Below are 23,469 nucleotides of genomic sequence, written 5' to 3' on the forward strand. Positions count from 1 at the left end.
ACGAAAAAGCTTTTAAGGTTATACTCAAAAAAGCACCGCCATAAGGCGATGCTTTTTCATTACGAATAGGATACAGTTTGTTCTTTTTCCTCTGTAGCTGGCTCTTCAGCATCTTTTTTACGATCTGACAGTTTAATCTTCTGTAAGAAAATCGTAAAGATAGCGCCTACTACGATAAATACTAATCCTGTTAAGAATACAGTATGAAGTGAGTCTACTAAAGAGTTTTTCAAAATTGGTACAATGCTATTAGCGAATGCTTCTGGCATTTGTTTTAATGCCTCTGGACTAAATAACATTGAATATAAGCCTTGCGGATCTGTATGAATCATATCTTTAAATTTCGTTACCATTTGTCCCGCTTCTTTTGGGAATGTATCTAATACAGGTACTAAATTTTTTGTTAACGTTGTACCTGAAGTGTTATTCATGATTGATCCTAAAATTGTAATACCAAATGTTCCACCGATTTGACGGAAGAACTGACTTGATGATGTTACGACACCAAGATCTTTTTTCGGGAAGCTTTCTTGTAACGCTAATGTTAATGTCGGCATTACAAGACCCATTCCTAAACCGATAACCATCATATAAGAAGTAGCAGTCAATTTAGTTGTGTGCATATCCATCGTTGTTAATAACCAGAACCCTCCAGCCATTATAAGCATTCCTGTAATAATTTGTGGTTTTACACCAACTTTTAATACAAGTTGCCCGCCAATAATACTCATTACAATCATAGTAATCATCATTGGCGTCATAATTGTTCCTGATTCAGCAGCACTGACTCCTACAATTCCTTGCATGAAGAATGGTACGAACATAATCGCACCGAACATTCCAATACTCATAAAGAATCCAATCGCATTTAGTAATGTAAATGTACGATTTTTAAAGAAATGCATCGGTAAAATGGGTTCTTCTGCTTTCGTTTCAACGATAACAAAGCTAACGATACCAATTAAAGCTAATGCAAATAACCCGATAATTTGCCAAGAATCCCATGCGTAATCTTTTCCACCAAACGTTAATGCAAGTAATAAACTTACAACACCGAGAATCATCGTAAAGATCCCAGCGATATCAATTTTAATTGGTCCTGTTTGTTTATGTGATTTTAATCCCATTGCAATAAAGATTGTTGCTAAAATACCAACTGGCAAGTTAATGTAGAATACCCATCTCCAGTTCACTGCATCTACAATCCAACCACCCACTTGTGGTCCAATTACAGAAGCAAGACCGTATAACGCACCAAAAATACCTTGCCATTTCGCACGTTCTTTCCCCGTGAACATATCTCCGATAATAATCATAGCCATTGGCATCATAATACCGCCACCAAGACCTTGAATACCACGGAAAATAATTAATTCTGTCATACCATTTGCCATACCACATAATGCTGAGCCAACCATAAAGATAACTAGCCCTGTTATATATACGTTACGACGGCCAAGTAAATCCGCTAATTTACCTGCGATTGGTACAACTGTCGTTGATGTTAACATATAAGCTGTTGTTAACCACGTCATTAAGCTTAATCCGCCTAGTTCACCGACGATACGCGGCATTGCTGTACCAACGATTGTTCCATCTAAGGCAGCAAATAGCATCGCAATGATTAAACCGATTAACAACAACTTTCTATTTATATTTTCTTGTTGCTCCATGTAATCTCCTCAATTCCTCTTAGTTATTCTCTTTTTTCTCTTGTGTCCCGCAAATAATTGTTTCTAACTTCTCAAAGAGGCGTAACAAATCTTCTCTTTCTTGTAATTCTAAATGTGAGAAATATTTTGCAATGTGCTCATTACGAGCGGTCATTGCCTCTTCTACTCTAGCTTTCCCCTTTTTGGTTAACTCAATGACGACAACACGACGGTCCTCTTTGTCGTGATAACGCTCTACAAGCTCTTGGTCAATTAAGCGATCGATCATCACTGTAATTGCACTAGGCTTTACATACATCTTTTTTGCTAATTTTGTCGCCCTTGAAGCTCCATAATGATCTAAAATCTTTAAAATATAAAACTGCGGTGGTGTAAGTCCTGTTGCTTGCATTTGTTCTAATAACTCTGTCTGCATTTTCTTTCCAATCGAAAAGGCAAGAGCTTGAATTTTATCGATATGCATCATATCATTTGGCATGTTATCCACCTCTTATTTAAACAATAAAATATTTAATGTATTTAAATATTAATCCGACGAATAAAATCCGTCAACGTTTTTATTTATAAAAACGTTTACATTTTGGTCACAAAGTTGTATAATTTTCGACGAAGTTAATATTGACAGTCACGGAGAATCGGAGTACACGGCTATGAATCATAAAAAAGGAAACTTTTTTATATTTCATGGCCTTTTTATATTCTCTCTGACTTACGACACTTCGAATTAATTTGGGGAGGATTTTCATTTTATGTTTTTCACACAATTCTTTAAACCTGCGCCCCATGCGGAACGCTTACCAGCTGATCGCGTTGATAGTGAATACCGTAAATTACGTTTACAAGTATTTTTAGGTATCTTCATCGGCTATGCAGGTTACTACTTTGTTCGAAAAAACTTTTCACTAGCAATGCCATACTTAATTGAACAAGGCTTTAGTAAAGGGGAACTTGGGGTTATCCTTTCAGCAGTTTCTATCGCTTACGGATTAAGTAAATTTCTTATGGGTATCGTATCCGATCGTTGTAATCCTCGCTACTTTTTAGCAGCTGGGCTATTTTTATCAGGTATCATTAATATTATTTTCGGCTCATTTTCTTTCATTACAACGAGCATTATACTTATGTTTGTACTTCAGTTTTTAAATGGATGGGTACAAGGGATGGGATGGCCTCCTTGTGGTCGTACAATGGTTCACTGGTTCTCTATTAGTGAACGTGGTACAAAAATGTCTATTTGGAACGTCGCTCATAATGTCGGTGGCGCACTTATGCCTTCCCTTGTAACATTAGGGTTATATTTCTTTGCAAATGACTGGAAAAGTATTTTTTACTTCCCAGGTATTCTTTCAATTTTAGTTGGTATTTATGTATTAATTACGATGAGAGATACACCTCAATCTTGCGGATTACCTTCTATTGAAGAACATACTGGAGAATATCCACCAGATGAAAAAGTACAAGATCGCGAACGCGAACTTTCAGTAAAGGAAATTTTATTTACATACGTACTAAACAATAAATTTTTATGGTACATCGCTATTGCGAACGTTTTCGTATATTTCGTACGTTACGGTGTTGTAGACTGGGCTCCTACTTATTTAGTAGAAGAAAAAAGCTTTACTCATAGTAGCTCACGTACAGCTTATGCTCTATATGAATGGGCTGGTATTCCAGGTACACTTCTTTGCGGCTGGATGAGTGATAAACTATTTAAAGGACGCCGCGCACCTGCTGGTATTTTATTTATGGTTGGTGTATTTATCGCCGTTCTTGTGTACTGGCTAAACCCTCCTGGTAACCCAATGGTTGATAGTATTGCACTTGTTGCAATTGGATTTTTAATTTACGGACCTGTTATGTTAATTGGTCTACACGCTCTTGACTTAGCACCAAAGAAAGCGGCTGGAACTGCAGCTGGATTAACTGGCTTCTTCGGTTACTTAGGCGGAGCAGCTTTCGCTAGTGCCGCTATGGGCTTTATCGTCGATGCATTCGGATGGGATGGCGGATTCATCTTATTACTTGTATCTTGTGTACTTGCAATGTTCTTCCTTGCTCTTACTTTAAAGACAGGATCTCCAAAACAAAAGCAAGCTTAAGCACTAATATTATTCTTATCAAAAAAAGAGAGGCTGTTCTTTCCAGAACGCCTCTCTTTTTTCTACATATAATACTTTTTTCTTACAAAAGATTTATTTCCCTCTCTTATATATGTTAGCATTTTCAAAGTACTTCAACTACTTATATACATGCATCCAATCTCTATATAAAAAGATTTTTGAATGTTTTCTCAACTTATGCTTGTCAAACATTGTCAATTTATATTAAAATAACAACAACATACAAAATATTTAGTCTTTTCAGAAAGATGGAGGGATAGCCATGAAGAATCCACTTCTTCGCATTGAAAACTTACAGACTTCCTTTCGCATACAAGATCAATATCATGCCGCAGTTGATGATGTTTCGTTAACTGTCCATGAAAATGAAATTGTCGCGATAGTTGGTGAATCAGGTTGCGGAAAAAGTGCACTTGCCCTTTCCATTATGCGACTGCATAATGAAGCAAATACAAAATTACAAGGGCAGCTTAACTATAGAGATAAGGATTTACTATCTATGTCAGCCGCAGAAATGAATAAAGTACGCGGATCAAACATCGGCATGATTTTCCAAGAACCTCTTACAGCACTCGACCCTCTTATGACAGTTGGAAAACAAATCGAAGAAAATTTAGACTACCACACAAGCCTTTCAAAAGTTGAAAAGAAAGAACGCACCTTAGAACTACTTCATCAAGTTGGTATTCCAAAACCAGAACTTACATATAAACAATACCCACACGAATTATCTGGCGGAATGAGACAAAGAATTGTTATCGCAATTGCAATTGCTTGCAACCCAGCACTTATTATTGCAGATGAGCCAACAACGGCTCTTGACGTAACCATCCAAGCACAAATTTTAGACTTACTAAAATCTATTCAAGAACAAACGAAAATGGGCATTATTTTAATTACTCACGATTTAAGTGTTGTCGCAGAAACAGCTGATCGTATCGTCGTTATGTACGCTGGACAAGTTGTAGAAACAGGAAAAGTTGAAGAAATTTTTAATAACCCTCTTCACCCATATACTCGTTCTCTATTAAACTCTATTCCATCTGCGTATGCTGAAAAGGAAAAATTACATGTTATTCAAGGTGTTGTACCGACATTAGCTAAGTTACCTCGCACAGGTTGTCGATTCCAAGCACGAATTCCGTGGATTAGACCTGATCAACATGAAGAAAATCCCGTTTTACATGAAGTAAAACCAGACCATTGGGTACGTTGCACTTGCTACAAACATTTTAACTTCCAAGATAAGAAAGGAGATGACGTAACTCATGGCACTGCTTAAAGTAGAAGATTTAAAAGTACACTTTCCAATTAAAGGTGGTGTTTTCGGTCGTACATTAGATTACGTTCGTGCTGTTGATGGCGTAAGCTTCGAACTACAACCTGGCGAAACGTACGGAATCGTTGGGGAATCTGGGAGCGGAAAATCAACAACTGGAAAAGCAATTATGCACTTAACAAAAGCAACAGGCGGTAGCATTCATTTTAATAATAGAGATTTAACAAAATTAAGTCGCTCAGAACTAAGAGAGCAACGAAAAGATATTCAGATGATTTTTCAAGATCCTTATTCATCCTTAAACCCGAAGAAACGTGTTATGGATATTATCGCTGAACCACTTCGGAATTTTGAGAAACTCTCACCTGATGAAGAGCGTAGAGCTGTTCAAGATTATCTTGATAAAGTTGGCTTAAATCCAGAGTCTATTTATAAATACCCACATGAATTTTCCGGTGGACAAAGACAGCGGATTGGTATTGCACGCGCACTTACACTAAAACCGAAGCTTATTATCGCAGATGAACCTGTATCTGCACTTGACGTGTCAGTACAAGCGCAAGTTTTAAACTTCTTACAAGATTTACAATCCGAACTCGGACTAACATACTTATTTATTAGTCATGATTTAGGTGTAATTCGCCATATGTGTGACCGTATAGGTGTTATGTATCGCGGACGCATTGTGGAAGAAGCAACTAGTGCTGAAATTTATAATAATCCACAGCACATCTATACGAAGCGCCTAATATCAGCTATTCCTGACATTCGTCCAGAAAACCGCGAACAACAGCGTAAATTGCGCCGTGAAGTAAGCGCCGAGTACGAAAAATCATACGAAAATTATTTCAATGAAAATGGACGTGCTTACGATTTAAAACCAATCTCGCCAACTCACCGGGTGGCATTACCATAAGGGAGTGATAAAACATGTGGAAATTTATATTACGCCGGATTTTAGTTATGATACCGCAATTATTCGTATTAAGCGTACTCGTCTTTACACTTGCTAAAGCAATGCCAGGTGATGCATTAAGTGGCGCTGAACTAGCAAACCCAAAAGCCGATCCAAAAGTAATTGAAGAACAACGTGAGAAACTTGGGTTAAATGATCCTATTCCCACACAATATGTAAGGTGGATTTCAAACGCCGTACAAGGAGATTTCGGTATTTCTTACGCACATAAAATACAAGTAACAGATATTATTGGGGAACGCCTTGGTAATACAGTGCTGTTAGCTCTTCTAATTCTTATTCTTACTTATTTAATCGCCATTCCACTTGGCGTTATAAGTGGGCGTTGGAATGATACGTGGGCTGACCGACTCATTACACTCTATAACTTTTTAGGATTTGGTACACCCCTATTTATTTTCGGATTAGTAATGTTATTCTTATTCGGCTTTTTATACCCGATCTTCCCTACAAGTGGTAGCGTTGATCCACAAGTGGCAGCCGGATCATTTGATTACTATTTAAGTAAATTAAATCATATGATTTTACCAGCTTTATCTGGGGCATTAATTGGCACTGTAGGAACTGTACAATATTTACGAAGTGAAATTATTGATACGAAACATAAAGATTTTGTACGCACAGTAAAAGCAAAAGGTGTACCAGAATCTAAAGTATATTCCAGACATATTTTACGAAATTCATTTTTACCAATTGCAGCATTTTTAGGATATGAAATTACAGGTTTAGTTGGTGGCTCTATTATTCTAGAAAATATTTTCGGCTACCCAGGAATTGGACAACTATTTTTCCAATCTATCACTCAACGTGATTTCAGTGTCGTAACTGCTCTTGTATTATTTACTGGATTCGCAACGCTACTCGGGACTCTTCTTTCCGATATTATTCTAAGCATCGTTGATCCACGTATTCGTATTGATTAATGGAGGTGAAGAAACGTTATGTTAGCAAATCCTGAAAAACAAACTGAGGTCATTCATTACGAAAAGAGCCCTTCTGGTTTCTCCATTATGTGGCGAGAATTTCGTAAAGATAAACTAGCAATGTTTTCCCTATTCTTTTTAGCTTTAATATTAATAGCCGTTTATACAACTTCATTTATTATGAAACAAGAAGATATCGTTCGAGTCGATCTGTTCGCCATTTATGATCCTCCTTCTGCTGAACATTGGCTAGGAACTGATTATGGAGGCCGTGATATTTTCGGACAATTAATTATTGGTACACGTAATTCCTTTACAGTGGGTTTAGCCATCACTCTTTTATCAACTCTTATCGGTCTTACAATGGGACTAATTGCTGGCTATTTTGGAGGAGTTGTCGATAACATCATCATGCGTTTTATCGACTTTATGATGATTTTACCATTCTTAATGATTGTTATCGTATTTATCTCACTCGTTCCAACTTTCAATATTACTACATTTATTCTCATAATGACCGCTTTCTTATGGGTCGGAAAAGCAAGACTTATACGCTCTAAAGTATTAACTGAGAAAGAACTTGATTACGTATCTGCATCTAAAACGTTAGGAACACCAAATTGGAAGATTATCTTCCAGCAAATATTACCTAATTTGAGCTCTATTATTATCGTAAATATTACATTAAATCTTGCTGGTAACATCGGGATTGAATCTAGTTTGACTTACTTAGGCTTCGGTCTACCAGAAAGCACACCGAGTCTTGGTACACTTGTAAGTTATGCAACAAACCCAGATGTATTGCAAGAAAAATGGTGGATTTGGTTACCCGCATCAATCATGATTTTAGTGTTGATGCTGTGTATAAATTTTATTGGTCAAGCGTTAAAACGTGCGGCTGATGCAAGACAAAGAAAAGGTTAAGGGGTGGAGAAGTTATGAACAAACCAAAACTGTACAAAGTATTAAGTACACTTGCTGCTTCAACATTATTACTGTCTGCATGTGGGGGTGCTGATAGCGGTAGTAAAAAGACAAATACCAAAAAAGTAGAAACAAATAAATTTAGTGCTGCTGTAAAAAATGATGCTAAAGAGATTAAAGACGGATCATTAACATATGGACTCGTTTCAAATTCACCTTTTGCTGGTGTTTTAAGTAGAGTACTATATGAAGTTGCTCCAGATTCAGAAATTATGGATTTCTTTGATGAACAATTATTAGCTACAGATAAAAACTGGGAAATTACAAATGACGGTGCTGCAACGTATACAATTTCTGAAGATAAAAAAACAATTACTATTAAGGTTAAAGATAATGTAAAATGGCACGACGGTAATCCTGTAACAGCTGAGGATTTGGAATATTCTTACTTAATTATTGGTAATAGTAAATATACAGGTATCCGTTACGATACACAAATGCAAATGATTGAAGGTATGGAAGAATATCATACTGGAAAAGCTGACAAAATTTCTGGTATTAAAGTAGTCGATCCAAAAACAATTTCCATTACTTATAAAGAAGTAAACCCTTCACTGAAAACTGGTATTTGGACATATCCTACACCTAAAAAATATTTAGGCGATGTACCAATTGAAAAACTAGCTGAATCTGATAAGATCCGTCAAAATCCAATTGGATTCGGACCATTTAAAGTGAAGAAAATCGTTCCTGGTGAATCAGTTGAGTATGAGCGCTTCGATGATTATTGGGCTGGTAAACCAAAGTTAAAAAATGTAACGTTAAAAGTTGTAAATCCATCTATTGTTAGTGCATCTCTGAAAAAAGGTGATATTGATATTGCAGCAATTACTGCTGATCAATATCCGAACGTAAGTAAATTAAAAAATACACAACTAATTGGTAAAACTGACCTTGCTTACACTTATATCGGATTTAAATTTGGACATATGGACAAAGCAAAGAACGAAGCTGTAATGGATAAAGATAAATTCAAAGACGTTCGTTTACGTCAAGCGATGGCACATGCAATTGATAGAGAAAAATTGGCAGAGAAAGTATATCACGGCCTTCGCGTTCCAGCTAACTCTCCAATTCCACCATCTATGCCAAAGTACCATAATAACGATGTTGGTTCATATAACTTAGATGTAGATAAAGCGAAAAAACTATTAGATGAAGCTGGCTATAAAGATAAAAATGGTGATGGATTCCGTGAAGATCCAAAAGGTAATGAATTTAAAATTAACTTCCTAGCTAGTAACGGTAGTGAGACAAGTGAACCACTGGCAAAATTCTATATTCAATCTTGGAAAGATATCGGCTTAAAAGTAGAACTTCTTGATGGACGCTTACACGAATTTAATGCTATGCGTGATATGATTAAAAAAGATGATCCTAAGGTTGATATTTTCTCTGGTGCTTGGGGAACAGGTTCTGATCCTGATCTTTCTGGTCTATGGGGCAAAAATGCTGGATTTAACTATCAGCGCTGGGTAAATGATGAAAATACTAAATTATTAGAAGCTGGATTATCAGAAAAAGCTACTGATGAAAAATATCGTAAAGAAGTATACGATAAATGGCAAAAATTAATTCATGACGAAGCACCGATGATTCCAATTCATTACACATTCGATTTAACAGGTGTTAATAAGCGCGTGAAAGGTTTCAATGTCAACACTGAAGTGAATCAAATAACTTCACATTGGAAAGACGTTACTGTAACAAGTGAGAAGCCAGAAGTAGAAAAATAATCATAAAAATAGCTCTTAGCATCTATATACATGCCAGGAGCTATTTTTTATTTACAACCTTTTTAGTGCTATTAATAACAACCAATTCCTTCCCCACTCTAAAATTAAAAGATTTGATGAATCATCTTTATTACAACAGCTAATGTAACAGATGCAGCAAATCCCCCTAAACAAATAAGACCGACACCTTGGCTATATGATAAATTTTGAAGTGCTTTCATCTTTTTCATCCTCCCTATCTCCCCTTCGTTATTTTTATTTTACCAATGGAATAATTTTCATAACATCGATTTTTCTGACAAAAAACTTACAAATTTGTAAGTTAATATTTTCTAAAACTTATGTATCTATTATGTCCACACTCGCCCCTTTTATACGTCAAAAAAGACCTCGAATTATATCAAGGTCTTGCTTACACTACAAAATATTTCACTCAATTTATTTAATAATCATCACCGGACATTTCACACGCTTTGCTATTTTATGACTGACACTACCAAGCACCATTTCTTGCAGTGTATTTAGCCCTCTACTCCCAGCAATAACAAGATCTATATCTCCTGTATTCACATATTGAACAATCGTATCTCCTGGATCACCATGTAATATCGTAATTTTATAAGAAATGTTCTCTTTCTTTAATAACCCTTCAATCTCTTTCAATTTATCTTTTCGACTAGCCGATATTGTTTCTAAATCCGTTTGACCTTGTATAATATCTGATTTTGCTGTTCTATTATCTACTACGTACACAACTTCAACATTTGCTTCTTCGCTACATTTCGCAATATATGTTGCATGTTCCGCCGCTCGAAGTGCATGTTCAGAACCGTCACATGCTAATATAATTTGTTTATACATATGCTGAATCCCCTTTTCGTTATCCTACTCGTATTATATAATAAAGCCCCCTAAAAAGGAGGCTTCTAACTAGCAATTCTTTTATTATAAGTAGCTAAATTTTTAACAAGTTTTGCACTACGTTCATTTAATCCCGTTATACTTACTTTCACGCCACTTTGTTCATACTTCATGATAACTTTATCAATTGATGCCACTGCTGAATCATCCCATACGTGTGCGTGAGAAAAATTCAACTCAATTTCTTTTACATCTTCCTCAAATGAAAAATTATTTATGAACTCTGCCGTAGATGCAAAGAAAAGTTGACCGTGAATTTCGTATATTTTCTTATTTTCAATATATAAATGTTTCACGTGAATCTTTGCCATATTGAATGCAAATAAAACCGCACTAATTACTGTTCCGATAATTACACCTAATGCTAAATTATGTGTAATTAAGACAATCACAACTGTTACGATCATAACAAATGCATTTCCTTTTGGTACTTTATGAATTGTTGTTACAGAGTTCCAATCAAATGTTCCGATTGAAACCATAATCATAACCGCAACTAAAGCTGCCATCGGAATATGAACAACATAGTCCCCTAAAATGAATAGTAATACGATCAAAAATCCGCCCGCTACAAACGTCGATAATCGTCCACGTCCACCTGATTTAATATTAATAACAGATTGTCCAATCATTGCACATCCTGCCATTCCTCCGAAGAAACCAGCAACAATGTTTGCAATACCTTGCCCACGTGCTTCTTTATGTTTATTACTTTCCGTATGCGTCATATCATCTAAAACTGAAGCTGTTAATAAAGACTCTAGTAAACCGATAATTGCAAGCATAACTGCGTACGGTAAAATAATCCCTAATGTCTCAAGTGTAAAAGGCACGTCTGGAATACTAAAGAACGGTAATTCTTTCGGCAAACTTCCCATATCCCCTACTGTTTTTAACTGTAATCCGCTCATAATTGCAATACTTGTCACAATAATAATGGAAATAAGTGTAGACGGTACAGCCGTCGTAATACGTGGAAATACATATATAATTACAAGTCCTAATGCGACAAGCGCGTACATTTGCCAAGTTGCATTTTTAAAATGTGGCAATTGTGCTGTAAAAACTAAAATTCCAAGTGAATTTAAAAAACCACTCATAACAGATTTCGGAACAAACTTCATAAATGAGCTCAGTTTGAACACGCCAAAAATAATTTGGACAATACCTGTTACTATTGTTGTAGCAAATAAATATTGCAAACCATGATCTTTAACAAGCGTTACCATTAACAATGCCATTGCACCTGTTGCAGCTGAAATCATTCCAGTTCGTCCACCAACAAATGAAATGGTAACGGCAATACAAAAGGCTGCGTACAACCCAACGGTCGGATCCACGCCTGCAATAACAGAGAAAGCAATTGCTTCAGGGATTAACGCTAAAGCAACAACTATTCCTGATAGCACATCCCCTTTCACGTTGGAGAACCAATCATTTTTTATCGTCTGAAACAAAATACCACTCCTCTACTCTTTTACCCCGCTATTTGCCGGGCAGTAAGACCCTACCTCAAAATTCAGTGACAGCAAAGAAGTGAGGTGGGGATCAACTGCCCATAAAAGCCCGATTGGTGAAGGCTAATAATCATTGGGGGATGCCCCCCAATGATTAAAGTTTCACTTTATCATTCGATTTTCTCCATAAGAAAATCTAGCCGACTGCACGAAGGCTATTATATAACGAGTAGAGGATTTTGCGCTATGTAAAAGTTTCCTAAAAAAGACGCTACCTTCATAGCGTCTTCTCTCATTTCATTAATGTCCACCGTGCCCTTGACCACTTTCCTGAACAATTTCTAACCTCTCATCTAGTATTCCTTGCGTTTCAAATGAAATATTTTCAGTATTCCCTAATAAGAATCCATGATTGTACGGGCCAAGTGTTGGGTCATCTTTAAACTTCGGTTGAATAGTAGCAAGGAAATCATACACTGGTTGTGAAGCTTTTCCTTCCTCTAATAAGATAACGGGGGCATGTTTACCCATATGTGAAAATGGTGCTCCTGCAACTGCTAAGTCTGGTGTTTTGCTTGAAACAAATGATACACCGTGACCTGGTTTTGTGAACCCCCATCCAAATTTTGTTTTTTCATCTTTAAACTTTGCAAATGCAATAGAATTCTCTACTGGAGTCTCTCCACTAATACGCGTTACTTTCCCGTATTTGCTTAACTCTTTTTCTACTTCTTTTGAAATGATTTTTTCTGGTCCTAGTACATATATATTTGCTTTATCTTTTCGCGTCTTTAATGCCTCTATCGTCGCTTCTGGCACTTTATTCTTTTCTATATAAAGTAGTGGTTCTGGCATATGAGAAATCCAGTTTACAGCTGGTGTTGTATATAAACGCCCTTCCTCTTCGGATGAGCCGATAATAACACTATTCGGATAACTACCTGTTATATCGGCATATTCTTTATCCACATCTTTAGCAAATGTAGCTGGATCCGTTTCTTTTATTTGCTTTACTTTATACTCTTTTAATTGCTCAAGGATAGATGCATCGACATCCCCCATCACCATAATTTGTGTTCCATCTTTCGTTCCGAGCGGATTTAATCGTTTTATTTCTTTTAATGTCATTTCGGGTACCTTTTCTTTTTCTATAAATAGAATCGGTCCGTTATTCGGATGATGAATAAGGTCTGCACTTGCAATACCTAATTGCCAGTCTTTTACTGGTACTAAAATAACAGCGCCTGGCTGATTCTCTTTATGTGTTGCTGGCCATATCGTCTGCGAAGTTAATACTGCCATTTGAAGAGGATCATTTGTGTTTAATCTCGTTACATTTTTTAAACTTATCGTTAATAAATCATTTGATGCCCCTTTGTTCATTTCTTTCGGCGCAGTTACCTCCTGATTCATTTTCATTTCCTTCTGCTCTGTTTTCTTCGCTTCTTTAGATTCATGATTTTTATGATCTGCATTTGTTTGTCCACACGCCGCAAGACCAACTGCTGTAATTATTGTTATCCCAAAAACTCGGGTCATTTTTTTCACTATACCGCCTCCGTATAAATCATTTTCGAGCCAATATGATTACCTAAAATGGAATTTCAACTTTACAATAACAAGCAATTCTGAAGAAATTATGCAGACGCATTACAATCTGCACCATTTCTTCATGATTTTGCATTACAATTTAAGTAAAGATTATATATGGAGGGCTCTCTATGATTGATATACTGCTCGTAGACGATGAACCGAGAATGCTTGAATTATTAACGCTTTATATTACTCCAATTGGATATAACTGCATATGTGCACGATCCGGAGAAGAAGCGATTTCACATATAGAAAATCAAAACTTTAAATTTATTTTACTGGATATTATGATGCCAAAGATGGACGGATGGGAAACGTGTAAAAAAATCCGCTCATTTAGTAACGTTCCTATCATTATGGTAACAGCTCGTGATCAAACGGTAGATGTCGTCCAAGGATTAAAAATCGGAGCAGATGATTACGTAACGAAACCTTTCCATGAAGAAGAGCTTTTCGCGAGAATTGAAGCTGTTTTAAGGCGAACGAATCAACGGACGCAAATCCAATATCACGGCATTTTATGGGATGAGGCAAAGCATTTCGTTTCTGTCTATAACGAAGAACTTCTTCTTACACCAATTGAATTCTCTTTACTCGGATTATTTTTACGTCATGTGAACTACGTATTAAGCCGCGATCAGCTCATTGAACGAATTTGGGGATTAAATACAAATACAGAAGATAGAACTGTCGATTCACATATTCGTAATTTGCGTGATAAATTACGAAAAGTAAATTTCCCTATTGACGATCATTTAAAAACTGTGTACGGAGTTGGCTATCGATGGGTTGATACTTTAGATTAAGGAGCAAAGCAATGAAGCGAATTTCTATTCAGCTCGGATTTTATTTTTTGATTGTTACACTTTTAATCGAAAGTGTTCTATTTGTCTCGCTTTATTATAGTCTTGTCAACAATAGAGTAAATGAAGAAATGACAGCTTTATTAAAGCGCGGAAATAGTCACAGAGATGTCCTTGAAAAGTATTTTGATAAGCAAACAATCTCTCATGTTGCACTAATGGAATCCGAAGCCGAAACCACTGTTGTTATTACAAATGCAAATAAGGAAGTACTAGCTAAATCCAATGAAATAAATACTACTATAAAAAAGCATATTGAAAAGATGCAAACACGGACAGATCATGACGGAGCAATTATAGAGAATCACTGGAAAACATCTAATTATATATGTACGGTTAGTCCCATCATAGTAGCTGGAAAACATGAGGGGTATGTGTATATGTTTCTTGGGACAGAATCCATTGAAAAGTTGGTGAATGGATTAACAAAACAATTCATTATCGCTGGTGCCATCACGTTTCTACTCACAGTCATTACCATTTTTCTTTTATCTCGGTTATTAACAAAACCATTGTTACACATGAAACATGCCACTGAAAAAATGAGTAAAGGAGATTTATCAGTTTCATTAACGACTACTCGAAATGATGAAATTGGTGAACTAGCATCATCTATTCAAACACTCGCAAATGATTTACATTATATGAAAACAGAGCGAAGTGAATTTCTGGCAAGTGTTGCTCATGAATTACGAACACCATTAACATACGTAAGAGGTTATGCTGACATTGCTTCAAAAGAAGCAACATCTCCTGAGCAACGTTTGCGGTATTTATCTATTATAAAAGATGAGTCTGATTACATCACAAACTTAGTTCAAGATTTGTTCTCCCTTGCACAAATGGAACAACATAACTTTTCTATTCAAGTAAAGGAAGTGCATTTACACACCTTCCTTACGCGTATATGTGAAAAAGTAAACGCCATGTATAAAGAAAGGTACATTACAGTTTCTTTCTCTTGTCCTCCTACACTGCTAGTAAACTTAGATGAACAACGATTCGAACAAGTTGTGGTGAATATTTTAAATAACGCTTATAGACATTCAAAAGAGCATTCTCATATAAACATTTCTGTTACAGAAGAACATAAAAGTATTTCCATTGCAATTGAAGATGAAGGCGAAGGTATTCCGCTTGAAGACCTCCCTCACATTTTCGACCGCTTTTATCGAGTTGATAAAGCGAGATCACGAGCTACAGGCGGAACTGGTTTAGGATTATCTATCGTGAAAGAAATTGTAGAGCTGCACGGTGGGAATATTACTGTAACGAGCGAAGTTGATCACGGATCTTGCTTTATTATTTCATTGCCATCTATACAAAAACACGACTACCATCAGTAGTCGTGTTTCTTTATCATTTTACTTTATAATATAAGTTTACAAATTGCCCAAAACGTTTCGTATCCGTTAAAGTTAAATGAATTTCTGGGTTCTTGTCTTGAAATAACGGAACTCCAGAACCTAATATATGCGGTGTAATCGTAACAACATATTCATCAATTAGATTATTCTTAAAGAACTCTCTCAGTAGACTCCCTCCACCGACCATCCATATTTTAGATCCTTCTTGCTCTTTCAACCTTTTTGTAAACTCCACTACATCTTCATTTACAAACTCCACGTGTTCGTTCGAACCTTTTTCTGAGTTAGAGAAAACATAACATTTTTTATCTACATACGGGAATGTTTCCATATGCTCTACTACATAATCGTACGTTCTTTTTCCCATGATTATCGTATCAATTGTTTCATACATTTCTGTATAACCGTTATCTCCCTCTCCTTCTGTTTCCATTAACCACTCTAAATCATCATTTTCTTTCGCAATATATCCATCTAAGCTCGCCGCAATAAATAAAACTATTTCACGTGACATATCTTTTCCTCCTTGCATCTCATCTTGATAATCATCTTGATAACATATGATGTAAACAATATACTAACAATAAAACATGACAATTTATGTCATGTTAAAAAGAAAAAAGGTGATACATTTGTCAAAAGCTAAACGCTTATTAGATATTCTTATATTTGCTTCTGCCAAAAAGACATTTACAGCGCAAGAAATAGCTGATGAATTTAATATCTCCGTTCGTACTGTCCATAGATACATTTTAGATTTAAGTGATATGGGGTTGCCCATTTACGCAGAACAAGGTCGTAACGGCGGCTATAAAGTATTAACGAATAGAGTCATTCCACCTATCTTATTTACGGAAGAAGAAGCAGTCTCCACCTTTTTTGCTTTTCAATCTTTAAGTTACTATCGAGACTTGCCTTTTAACACAGAAATCAATTCCGTTACACATAAACTGTATAGCTCCCTACAACATGATGCGAAAGTGAAAGTTGATAAAATACGTTCTTACATCGCCTTTTGGAATCCGAAGCGTACAATTGATACACCTCTTTTAAACGAAGTACTAACTGCGGCTATTGAAAATAAAAATTTACAATTTCAATATGAATCTAAATCGGGGATAAAAACAAAACATGTTCATCCTATCGGTGTATATGCTCATGACGGACTATGGTACTTACCATCCTATGACTTCAGTAGAAAAAAAGTATTACTGTATCGCGTTGATCGTATTCTTTCTATATTATCAACGGAAAAAAATGAAAGTACATTCATGAATTTAGCAAAATGGTTTGACTCTAGCTCTAACGTCGTACACATTCCTACGCAGTTACATGTTTTACTGACAAAAGAAGGTGTGCGCCAATGTAAAAGCGTGCCTTACCTTGAAGAATTCGTTGTAGTAAACGAGGACGGGACAGGATATATACATTCAACAATTGATAAAGGTGAAATAAACTTTATTATCCCTTTATTTTATAGACTTGGAAAAGATGCAAAAGTGTTAGAACCGAAAGAATTAATAGATGGTTTACGTATACGTGCGAAAGAAATTTTACATATGTATGAAGACGAAAAAAGCTGCTAGATGTAAGCAGCTTTTTAGTCTCTTTGTTACTATTGACGAATATCAATCCACCAACGATATTCCGCATTCATATTTTCAGTGCCACCATTCCCTCTGTAATGGAAAGCATCAAGGAAGATTGAATCTAGTTTATCCTCATCTACAAAATAACCTAAGTTAACTTTCATGGTTTGTCCTGGTCGGATACTGCCAATATTGTAAAAACTTTTTCCATCTCCGTGAGGTTCTAAATAATCAACTTCACCTGTCATAATACGCGTTGCGTCCATTCCCTCTTCTTTAGCGTATTTCCATGCATTCCCTTCAAATTTAAGCTGTTTTATGGATGGATGCATATAGATTTCTTCTGTCGACTTTTTACCAATATTTTTCACTGTTGTTGTTAAGTAGACAAATTTAACATTAACTAATTTTGAATCTACTAATGTATCAATTGAATCTTTACCATTCCCTAATTTATATTCATCTCGTCTGTACGATAGTAATTTTCCCGTCTGATCTAAAGCCTTATTCTTGCTTAATATCTCTAGGCCAAGTTCATTAAAGTTCTCTTGTTTAAAATCTTTGATTGAATCAAAAACTTCAACTTTTTCTATCACATATTCAATTTGGCTGTTATCCATAGATATCGTTACTGGAACCTTTTGTCCTATATGAAATAGTCGTTTACTATCTTTTTTCAAAGGAATCACCTTATTTTCTTTCGGTTCAGCTGCTTTGGTAAAGCGATTCTCATCATAATCTGCTATATATGATGCCTTTTCTTTTGACGTAGGCTCAAGTGAAATACTCCCTAACACATCCATCATTTGTTCTTCATTTACATCGGATCCAATATAACTTTCTAACATAATCCCTTCTTTCTCAAAAAAGAGAAAGACCTTTCTGTCAAACATTACGTTGTTGTTCCCAGTTTCTTTATGGACAATTACTGCTTTCCTGCCATTTATCTCTTTTTCTTCATAACTTTTTGAATATAAAGTTTGAAAATCCGCATTTTCTCCCACTCTCGAAAGAACGAATGAAAACCCGCCCATTGCGTCGTTATCTTTAAATGAATATTTCATAGCACTATCATCGATTGCTTCCATATTTTCTGGCAATTTACCTATTTTCAGCTTATACCACTTATCAGCCTTTTTCGAGTCCTTATTTGTTACCGAAACATTTACTTCATAATTTTGTTTTTGAACAATCATATTATAGACTTTCACTGCACCAAAAACGGTTGTCGGCATACCAATCAATAAGCAAGCAGCAGCGATTAACATACGATGTTTTTTACGCTTTTTCTGTGGTTGTCCATTTTTCAGCTTCATTTCCTCCATAAACAATTTCTTTTTACGTGTATATGTATGTGAAAATTCATGTTGTTCTTCGAGTTTATCAAAATCATCTAAAGCAATTTTTTCAGCAAGTTCATATATTTCTTTGGAGTTCTTTGAATTCGTCATGTTGTATACCTCCTATCATATTTTGGACTCTTTTTCGAGCACGCTCAAACTGCTTTCGGACATTAGCCTCCGTTATCCCCATGACGCTTGAAATTTCTTGATACGTTAAGTTATAGAAGACTTTATACTTAAACACCTGTTTGTTAGATTCATTTAACTCTTTTAACAATGCATCAATTTGAACCTCGGACATTACACGTTTTTCCCACTCTTCAATATTTTCATCTACTGCTTCTGCTGATTCTCTTTCATATTCTTCTAAAAATGTTTCATGTCGTCTATTTTTCCGGTAGCTATCAATCGCCTTGTTTTTCGCAACCCTCAAAATGTATCGTTTAAGCTCTTCAGTACTCAAGCTATGGAGCTTTTCCAAGTTCTTATAAAGAGTAATAAACGTCTCTTGAACTGCATCTTCTGCCTGCTGAATATTATTTAAAATAGAATAAGCTACATAATAAATCTTTTGTTCATACAACTCATATAGCTCTTCCATCTTTTCATAATCGTTGTTTGTAACTTTCATATAATTCCTCCTCTCACTCTATATAACGAATGAGCACCATACTTTGTGACACTGCAAAATCTTTTTATAGATAAAATTTAATAATAGAATAAACAAAAGCCCAATTTCTCTATTTTAACTGAGAAATTGGGCTTTTGTTTATTAGAATTTTCCTGAAAACTTCTTTAAAACATCCCTCTTACACTTTTTCATTAAGCAGTATTTGCTCTATCGCCCCTTTTAATAAGCGCTTAGTCTCTTCAAAATTATGATTCTGCTTTTCTCCCGATTGTACCGTATAAAATTCAGCAAACGAGCGCTCTTTATATCTTGGTACGACATGCATATGGTAATGTGTTAACTCGTTAAATACTCCACCATTTTGACAAACTGTAACTCCATCTGGTTTATATAATGCCTTAATCGCTTTTGCAATAAGCTTAGAAGCATCCATAATGGATTTTGCTACAACATCATCTAATTCATCTACTTCTACAACATGCTGTTTTGGCACAATTAAAGTATGTCCTGGATAGAAAGGTGCATGATCTAAAAAACATGTTACATACTCATCTTCGTATACTCTGTAAATTTTCTCCTCTTCGTTTGCTAATTTACATCCTAAACATTCCATCATACTTCCCCCCCTCTCTAAAACAGAAAAACGTGAGAGCCGTATTCTCACGTTTTTCTGTTTTACTTTATTAGCTCAATTGTTTCCGTAACTTTTATACTATCCTTTACAGATTGAACAATTGTGCAATTTTTCACTGCAAGCTGCAACGCCTTGTCCAACTGCTCTTCTGTAATGTTTTGTGCTTTAATTTTATAATGCAAATGAACACTTTCAACTGGTTTTGATAAAGCATCACTTCTACCAATTTCCGTTTCAATTGTAAACGTATCGTATGGAATACGTTTCTTTTCTAAAATTGTTCGAAAGACAATTGCACTACATCCTGCGATTGAAGAAATAAGTAATTGTAACGGTGAATACCCGTTTTCTTTTCCAATCGCTAATTGACCATACGATAAATCTGCCTCAATATCATCTTGTTTGATGGTTAGTTTCATTTGTTGTCTCCACCTTCATCGGTTTCTGCCGTTTCTTATTTATATAATAATATATGTAGCAGAAAATTATAAATGGAATACCACAATATAACGCCATTCTTTGTTCTGGAATAAACGCTAAACTAATAACAACGATACTATTTGTAATTAAAGCTAAAATAGGAACAATTGGATATAACGGTGTTTTATATTTTAAGTCCTCTAACTTTCCTCCGCCTTTTATATACTGACTTCTAAAGCGCAATTGCGACAGGGCAATAATGATCCAACTTGAAACAGCTGATAAACCAGCTATAGATAATAAGTACATGTATACTGTATCTTCTGCAAGGAAACTTGTTAATAAAGATAAAGCAGCTACAGCAATTGTTACGACTAGCGCTGTAATTGGAATACCACGCTTATTTACTTTCTGGAAAGACTTTGGTGCCATTCCTTCATTTGCAAGTGACCATAGTATACGAGTTGCCGCATATAATCCTGAATTCGCTACAGATAGTAACGCTGTAATAATAACGAAGTTCATAATATCAGCTGCATATGGAATACCGATTTTATCAAATACAACTACGAACGGACTTTCAATTACGCCAGCTTCTTTCCAAGAAATTAATCCTACTAAAATCGTCATTGTTAAAATGAAGAATAACATAATGCGCCATACTGTATTACGGATTGCACGTGGAATTGTTTTTTCTGGATTTTCACTTTCTCCCGCTGCAATCCCGATTAACTCTGTTCCTTGGAACGAGAAGTTAACTGTAATCATCGTAAGTAATACGGCAGCTAGTCCATTCGGGAATAATCCACCTTCGCTTACAAAGTTAGAGAAAAGAGGTGCTGCTTCTTTTCCGTCATATGATATAAACCCTAGTAACGCACTACCACCAAGAACAACAAAGGCAAGAATGGTAACTACTTTAATACTAGAGAACCAAAATTCTAATTCAGCATAACTTTTCGCCGAAATTGCGTTTGAAGCATATAAAATAACACCGAATACAAGACACCATACCCAAACATCAACATTCGGAAACCATCTTTTCATCATTAAACCGATTGACGTTAATTCTAATCCTACTGTTACTGCCCAGCCAAGCCAATATAGCCAGCCGATCATAAAGCCCGTTCCTGGTCCAATAAACTTCGTCGCATACTTTTGGAAAGAACCTGAAACTGGCATCGCTACCGTTAACTCTCCAAGACAAAGCATTGTTAAATACATAATAAATCCGCCTACTAAATATGAAAGGATGGCTCCCCCTGGTCCAGCCTGATTAATGGTGTAACCTGAACCTAAGAAAAAACCAGTTCCGATTACACCACCTAGTGCGATCATAAATAAATGTCTACTCTTCATCGTACGATGTAATTTCTCATTCGTTGGTTGCTGCATCTAAATCCTCCCCCTACCAATACCCCTATATCTTGTTAAAATTTTCTGATAATAAAAATATACACGAAAGCGATTACATTTTCTATATAAAATTAAAACTTTTCTGATAAAATAATATAAAAAATTGAATTATTGCAAGATTTAGATTCTATTTAGAGGAAAATAAGGAGAAACAAGGAAAAACCCTTACATATATTGTAAGGGTTAACGAAGTTCTAACCTTCTCGATAAAATTGATAAACTATAGTTTACAATAAAGTACATACAAGCTACTACTATAAACGTTGGAATCATATAATTTACATTTTGTCCGCTAATAATTTGAGCATTATGCATAAGCTCTGGGAGTGATATAACGACTGCTAGCGCTGTATCTTTCAGCAATGAAATAAACTGACTGACAAGTGGCGGGACCATTCTTCTTAATGCTTGTGGTAAAATAATGTGCCAAAGTGCTTGCACATACGTTAATCCTGAAGATCTTGCAGCCTCAATCTGTCCTTTTTCAATAGATAATAGGCCACTTCGAACAATTTCAGATATCATTGCAGCTTCAAATATTGTTAAAGCGACAATTACGGCTGTTATAATTTCTAATTTCAAGCCTGCTTCTGGAAGTGCAAAATATGTGAAAAATATAATTAAAAGTAGTGGTAAGTTTCGAATTACTTCAACGATAACTCCTAATATTTGTGAGAAGACGGGTATTTTTGTGTACCGTACAATCCCTATTACACTACCGATAATAAAGCTAAGTACAATTGCTACGAGCGCTACCTCTAATGTGATGAGTAATCCTTTTAATAAAAAGAGAATATGATCTCCTGTAATTGCTCCCTTAAAATCCATTTACACCGCCTCCTTTGCTAAGCGTTTTTCTAAATAACGCACTAGCATACTGAGCGGAATTGTTAATATTAAATAAAACATCCCGACAAATATATACACATCGAACGTAACAAACGTCTTCGTTGAAATTAAATCTCCTTGATACATTAAATCAGCACCAGCAATAATTCCGAGTATAGAAGAGTTTTTTACTAAATTGAGAAATTGATTTCCTAAAGGAGGGATTACGATTTTCATCGCCTGGGGCAAAACAATATAATACATTCCCTGTACATACGTCAATCCTGAGGAACGTGCTGCCTCCATTTGGCCTTTCGCGACTGATAAAATACCAGCTCGAATGACTTCCGCAATAAACGCTGCAGTATATACGGTAAGCGTAACTGTTCCTGCTACAAAACCATTTAAAGTAATTCCTACTACAGGTAAAGCGAAATAGAATATAAATGCAATTAATACGAGCGGAATATTTCTTACAAATTCTACAATAGCAGCTCCCAACCAATTTAAAATGCGAATTGGTGCAATACGCATTACCGCCAAAATTACTCCTAAAATAAAGCTTCCTATCAATGCAAGTACACTAGACATAACTGTATACTTAAAGCCTTCTAAATACATATCAATGTTATTCGTTAATATAGAAAAATCAGGCACATATTCTCCCCTCTTTCTTTACAAGAAGAGGATGAGTACTCTCATCCTCTCACTTTTAC

General features: G+C 35.6%; 23 protein-coding genes. 9 read left to right on the top strand and 14 right to left on the bottom strand.

All coding sequences use genetic code 11. The annotated features are described in order from the left end of the window. Positions 1–59 precede the first annotated feature (59 nt). Together QCI47_RS24755 and QCI47_RS24760 are read right to left on the bottom strand one after the other, a co-directional pair. Positions 60–1,673: an MDR family MFS transporter gene (locus QCI47_RS24755; protein WP_000437635.1), complete on the bottom strand. Its 1,614-nt coding sequence runs from the start codon at positions 1,671–1,673 to the stop codon at positions 60–62. A gap of 19 nt (positions 1,674–1,692) precedes the next feature. After that, complete coding sequence (locus tag QCI47_RS24760) at positions 1,693–2,151, bottom strand: MarR family winged helix-turn-helix transcriptional regulator (RefSeq protein ID WP_001132356.1); 459 nt, start codon at positions 2,149–2,151, stop codon at positions 1,693–1,695. A gap of 271 nt (positions 2,152–2,422) precedes the next feature. On the opposite strand from QCI47_RS24760, the gene glpT reads away from it, so the two are divergent. The 6 genes from glpT to opp4A all read left to right on the top strand — a co-directional run bounded on the left by glpT (position 2,423) and on the right by opp4A (position 9,691). Beyond that, positions 2,423–3,772, top strand: a complete 1,350-nt coding sequence (glpT, locus tag QCI47_RS24765; RefSeq protein WP_000466372.1) for a glycerol-3-phosphate transporter — start codon at positions 2,423–2,425, stop codon at positions 3,770–3,772. Positions 3,773–4,055: 283 nt separating this feature from the next. Continuing rightward, a complete protein-coding gene (locus tag QCI47_RS24770; RefSeq protein WP_061131316.1) occupies positions 4,056–5,075 on the top strand; it encodes an ABC transporter ATP-binding protein in 1,020 nt (339 codons plus the stop codon). After that, on the top strand, positions 5,062–5,988 hold the full coding sequence (locus QCI47_RS24775; RefSeq protein WP_001196379.1) for an ABC transporter ATP-binding protein: 927 nt from the start codon (positions 5,062–5,064) through the stop codon (positions 5,986–5,988). Before QCI47_RS24770 ends, QCI47_RS24775 begins: the two co-directional genes overlap by 14 nt. A 14-nt stretch (positions 5,989–6,002) precedes the next feature. Further along, complete coding sequence (gene opp4B / locus QCI47_RS24780; protein ID WP_000265445.1) at positions 6,003–6,971, top strand: oligopeptide ABC transporter permease; 969 nt, start codon at positions 6,003–6,005, stop codon at positions 6,969–6,971. Between the two features lie 18 nt (positions 6,972–6,989). Next, on the top strand, positions 6,990–7,895 hold the full coding sequence (locus QCI47_RS24785) for an ABC transporter permease (protein WP_000880733.1): 906 nt from the start codon (positions 6,990–6,992) through the stop codon (positions 7,893–7,895). Between the two features lie 14 nt (positions 7,896–7,909). Beyond that, the gene (gene opp4A, locus QCI47_RS24790) at positions 7,910–9,691 is read left to right on the top strand and encodes an oligopeptide ABC transporter substrate-binding protein (protein ID WP_061131315.1); all 1,782 of its coding nucleotides are present in this window, start codon (positions 7,910–7,912) and stop codon (positions 9,689–9,691) included. 104 nt (positions 9,692–9,795) lie between these two features. Here opp4A and QCI47_RS24795 read toward each other — a convergent pair whose 3' ends face one another. The 4 genes from QCI47_RS24795 to QCI47_RS24810 all read right to left on the bottom strand — a co-directional run bounded on the left by QCI47_RS24795 (position 9,796) and on the right by QCI47_RS24810 (position 13,617). After that, positions 9,796–9,921: a DUF4027 family protein gene (locus QCI47_RS24795; RefSeq protein WP_000738299.1), complete on the bottom strand. Its 126-nt coding sequence runs from the start codon at positions 9,919–9,921 to the stop codon at positions 9,796–9,798. 208 nt (positions 9,922–10,129) lie between these two features. Continuing rightward, positions 10,130–10,552, bottom strand: a complete 423-nt coding sequence (locus tag QCI47_RS24800) for a universal stress protein (protein WP_048558052.1) — start codon at positions 10,550–10,552, stop codon at positions 10,130–10,132. Positions 10,553–10,617: 65 nt separating this feature from the next. After that, positions 10,618–12,069 carry a SulP family inorganic anion transporter gene (locus tag QCI47_RS24805; protein ID WP_061131314.1) on the bottom strand — a complete coding sequence of 484 codons (1,452 nt, stop codon included), beginning with the start codon at positions 12,067–12,069 and terminating at the stop codon, positions 10,618–10,620. Positions 12,070–12,369: 300 nt separating this feature from the next. Further along, positions 12,370–13,617, bottom strand: coding sequence for a cell wall-binding repeat-containing protein (locus QCI47_RS24810; protein WP_061131313.1), 1,248 nt, complete (start codon positions 13,615–13,617; stop codon positions 12,370–12,372). Between the two features lie 173 nt (positions 13,618–13,790). Between QCI47_RS24810 and QCI47_RS24815 the strand changes: the two genes are divergently transcribed. Together QCI47_RS24815 and QCI47_RS24820 are read left to right on the top strand one after the other, a co-directional pair. Then, positions 13,791–14,468, top strand: coding sequence for a response regulator transcription factor (locus tag QCI47_RS24815; protein ID WP_353811975.1), 678 nt, complete (start codon positions 13,791–13,793; stop codon positions 14,466–14,468). 11 nt (positions 14,469–14,479) lie between these two features. After that, complete coding sequence (locus tag QCI47_RS24820; RefSeq protein ID WP_000822577.1) at positions 14,480–15,871, top strand: sensor histidine kinase; 1,392 nt, start codon at positions 14,480–14,482, stop codon at positions 15,869–15,871. A 13-nt stretch (positions 15,872–15,884) separates the two neighbouring features. On the opposite strand, the gene QCI47_RS24825 is transcribed toward QCI47_RS24820, so the two are convergent. Continuing rightward, positions 15,885–16,406 carry a dihydrofolate reductase family protein gene (locus QCI47_RS24825; RefSeq protein ID WP_000085793.1) on the bottom strand — a complete coding sequence of 174 codons (522 nt, stop codon included), beginning with the start codon at positions 16,404–16,406 and terminating at the stop codon, positions 15,885–15,887. Positions 16,407–16,482: 76 nt separating this feature from the next. Between QCI47_RS24825 and QCI47_RS24830 the strand changes: the two genes are divergently transcribed. Further along, entirely contained in the window at positions 16,483–17,478 is a 996-nt protein-coding gene (locus tag QCI47_RS24830; RefSeq protein WP_353811976.1) for a helix-turn-helix transcriptional regulator, read from the top strand. Between the two features lie 29 nt (positions 17,479–17,507). Here the strand turns inward: QCI47_RS24830 and QCI47_RS24835 are convergent, their stop codons facing one another. The 7 genes from QCI47_RS24835 to QCI47_RS24865 all read right to left on the bottom strand — a co-directional run bounded on the left by QCI47_RS24835 (position 17,508) and on the right by QCI47_RS24865 (position 23,410). Then, on the bottom strand, positions 17,508–18,932 hold the full coding sequence (locus QCI47_RS24835) for a DUF4367 domain-containing protein (RefSeq protein WP_061131311.1): 1,425 nt from the start codon (positions 18,930–18,932) through the stop codon (positions 17,508–17,510). Next, entirely contained in the window at positions 18,898–19,455 is a 558-nt protein-coding gene (locus QCI47_RS24840) for an RNA polymerase sigma factor (RefSeq protein ID WP_000869279.1), read from the bottom strand. The genes QCI47_RS24835 and QCI47_RS24840 overlap by 35 nt, the downstream gene beginning before the upstream one ends. A gap of 178 nt (positions 19,456–19,633) precedes the next feature. Beyond that, entirely contained in the window at positions 19,634–20,071 is a 438-nt protein-coding gene (locus tag QCI47_RS24845) for an HIT family protein (RefSeq protein ID WP_000969618.1), read from the bottom strand. A gap of 59 nt (positions 20,072–20,130) precedes the next feature. Next, complete coding sequence (locus tag QCI47_RS24850; RefSeq protein WP_000778858.1) at positions 20,131–20,508, bottom strand: OsmC family protein; 378 nt, start codon at positions 20,506–20,508, stop codon at positions 20,131–20,133. After that, positions 20,483–21,904 carry an amino acid permease gene (locus QCI47_RS24855; protein WP_001187115.1) on the bottom strand — a complete coding sequence of 474 codons (1,422 nt, stop codon included), beginning with the start codon at positions 21,902–21,904 and terminating at the stop codon, positions 20,483–20,485. Before QCI47_RS24855 ends, QCI47_RS24850 begins: the two co-directional genes overlap by 26 nt. A 204-nt stretch (positions 21,905–22,108) precedes the next feature. Next, positions 22,109–22,753 carry an amino acid ABC transporter permease gene (locus QCI47_RS24860; protein WP_000345989.1) on the bottom strand — a complete coding sequence of 215 codons (645 nt, stop codon included), beginning with the start codon at positions 22,751–22,753 and terminating at the stop codon, positions 22,109–22,111. Next, the gene (locus QCI47_RS24865) at positions 22,754–23,410 is read right to left on the bottom strand and encodes an amino acid ABC transporter permease (protein WP_001112694.1); all 657 of its coding nucleotides are present in this window, start codon (positions 23,408–23,410) and stop codon (positions 22,754–22,756) included. Between the last annotated feature and the right edge of the window lie 59 nt (positions 23,411–23,469).

It is taken from the genome of Bacillus cereus group sp. RP29 (assembly GCF_040459765.1).
Lineage (GTDB): Bacteria > Bacillota > Bacilli > Bacillales > Bacillaceae_G > Bacillus_A > Bacillus_A paranthracis.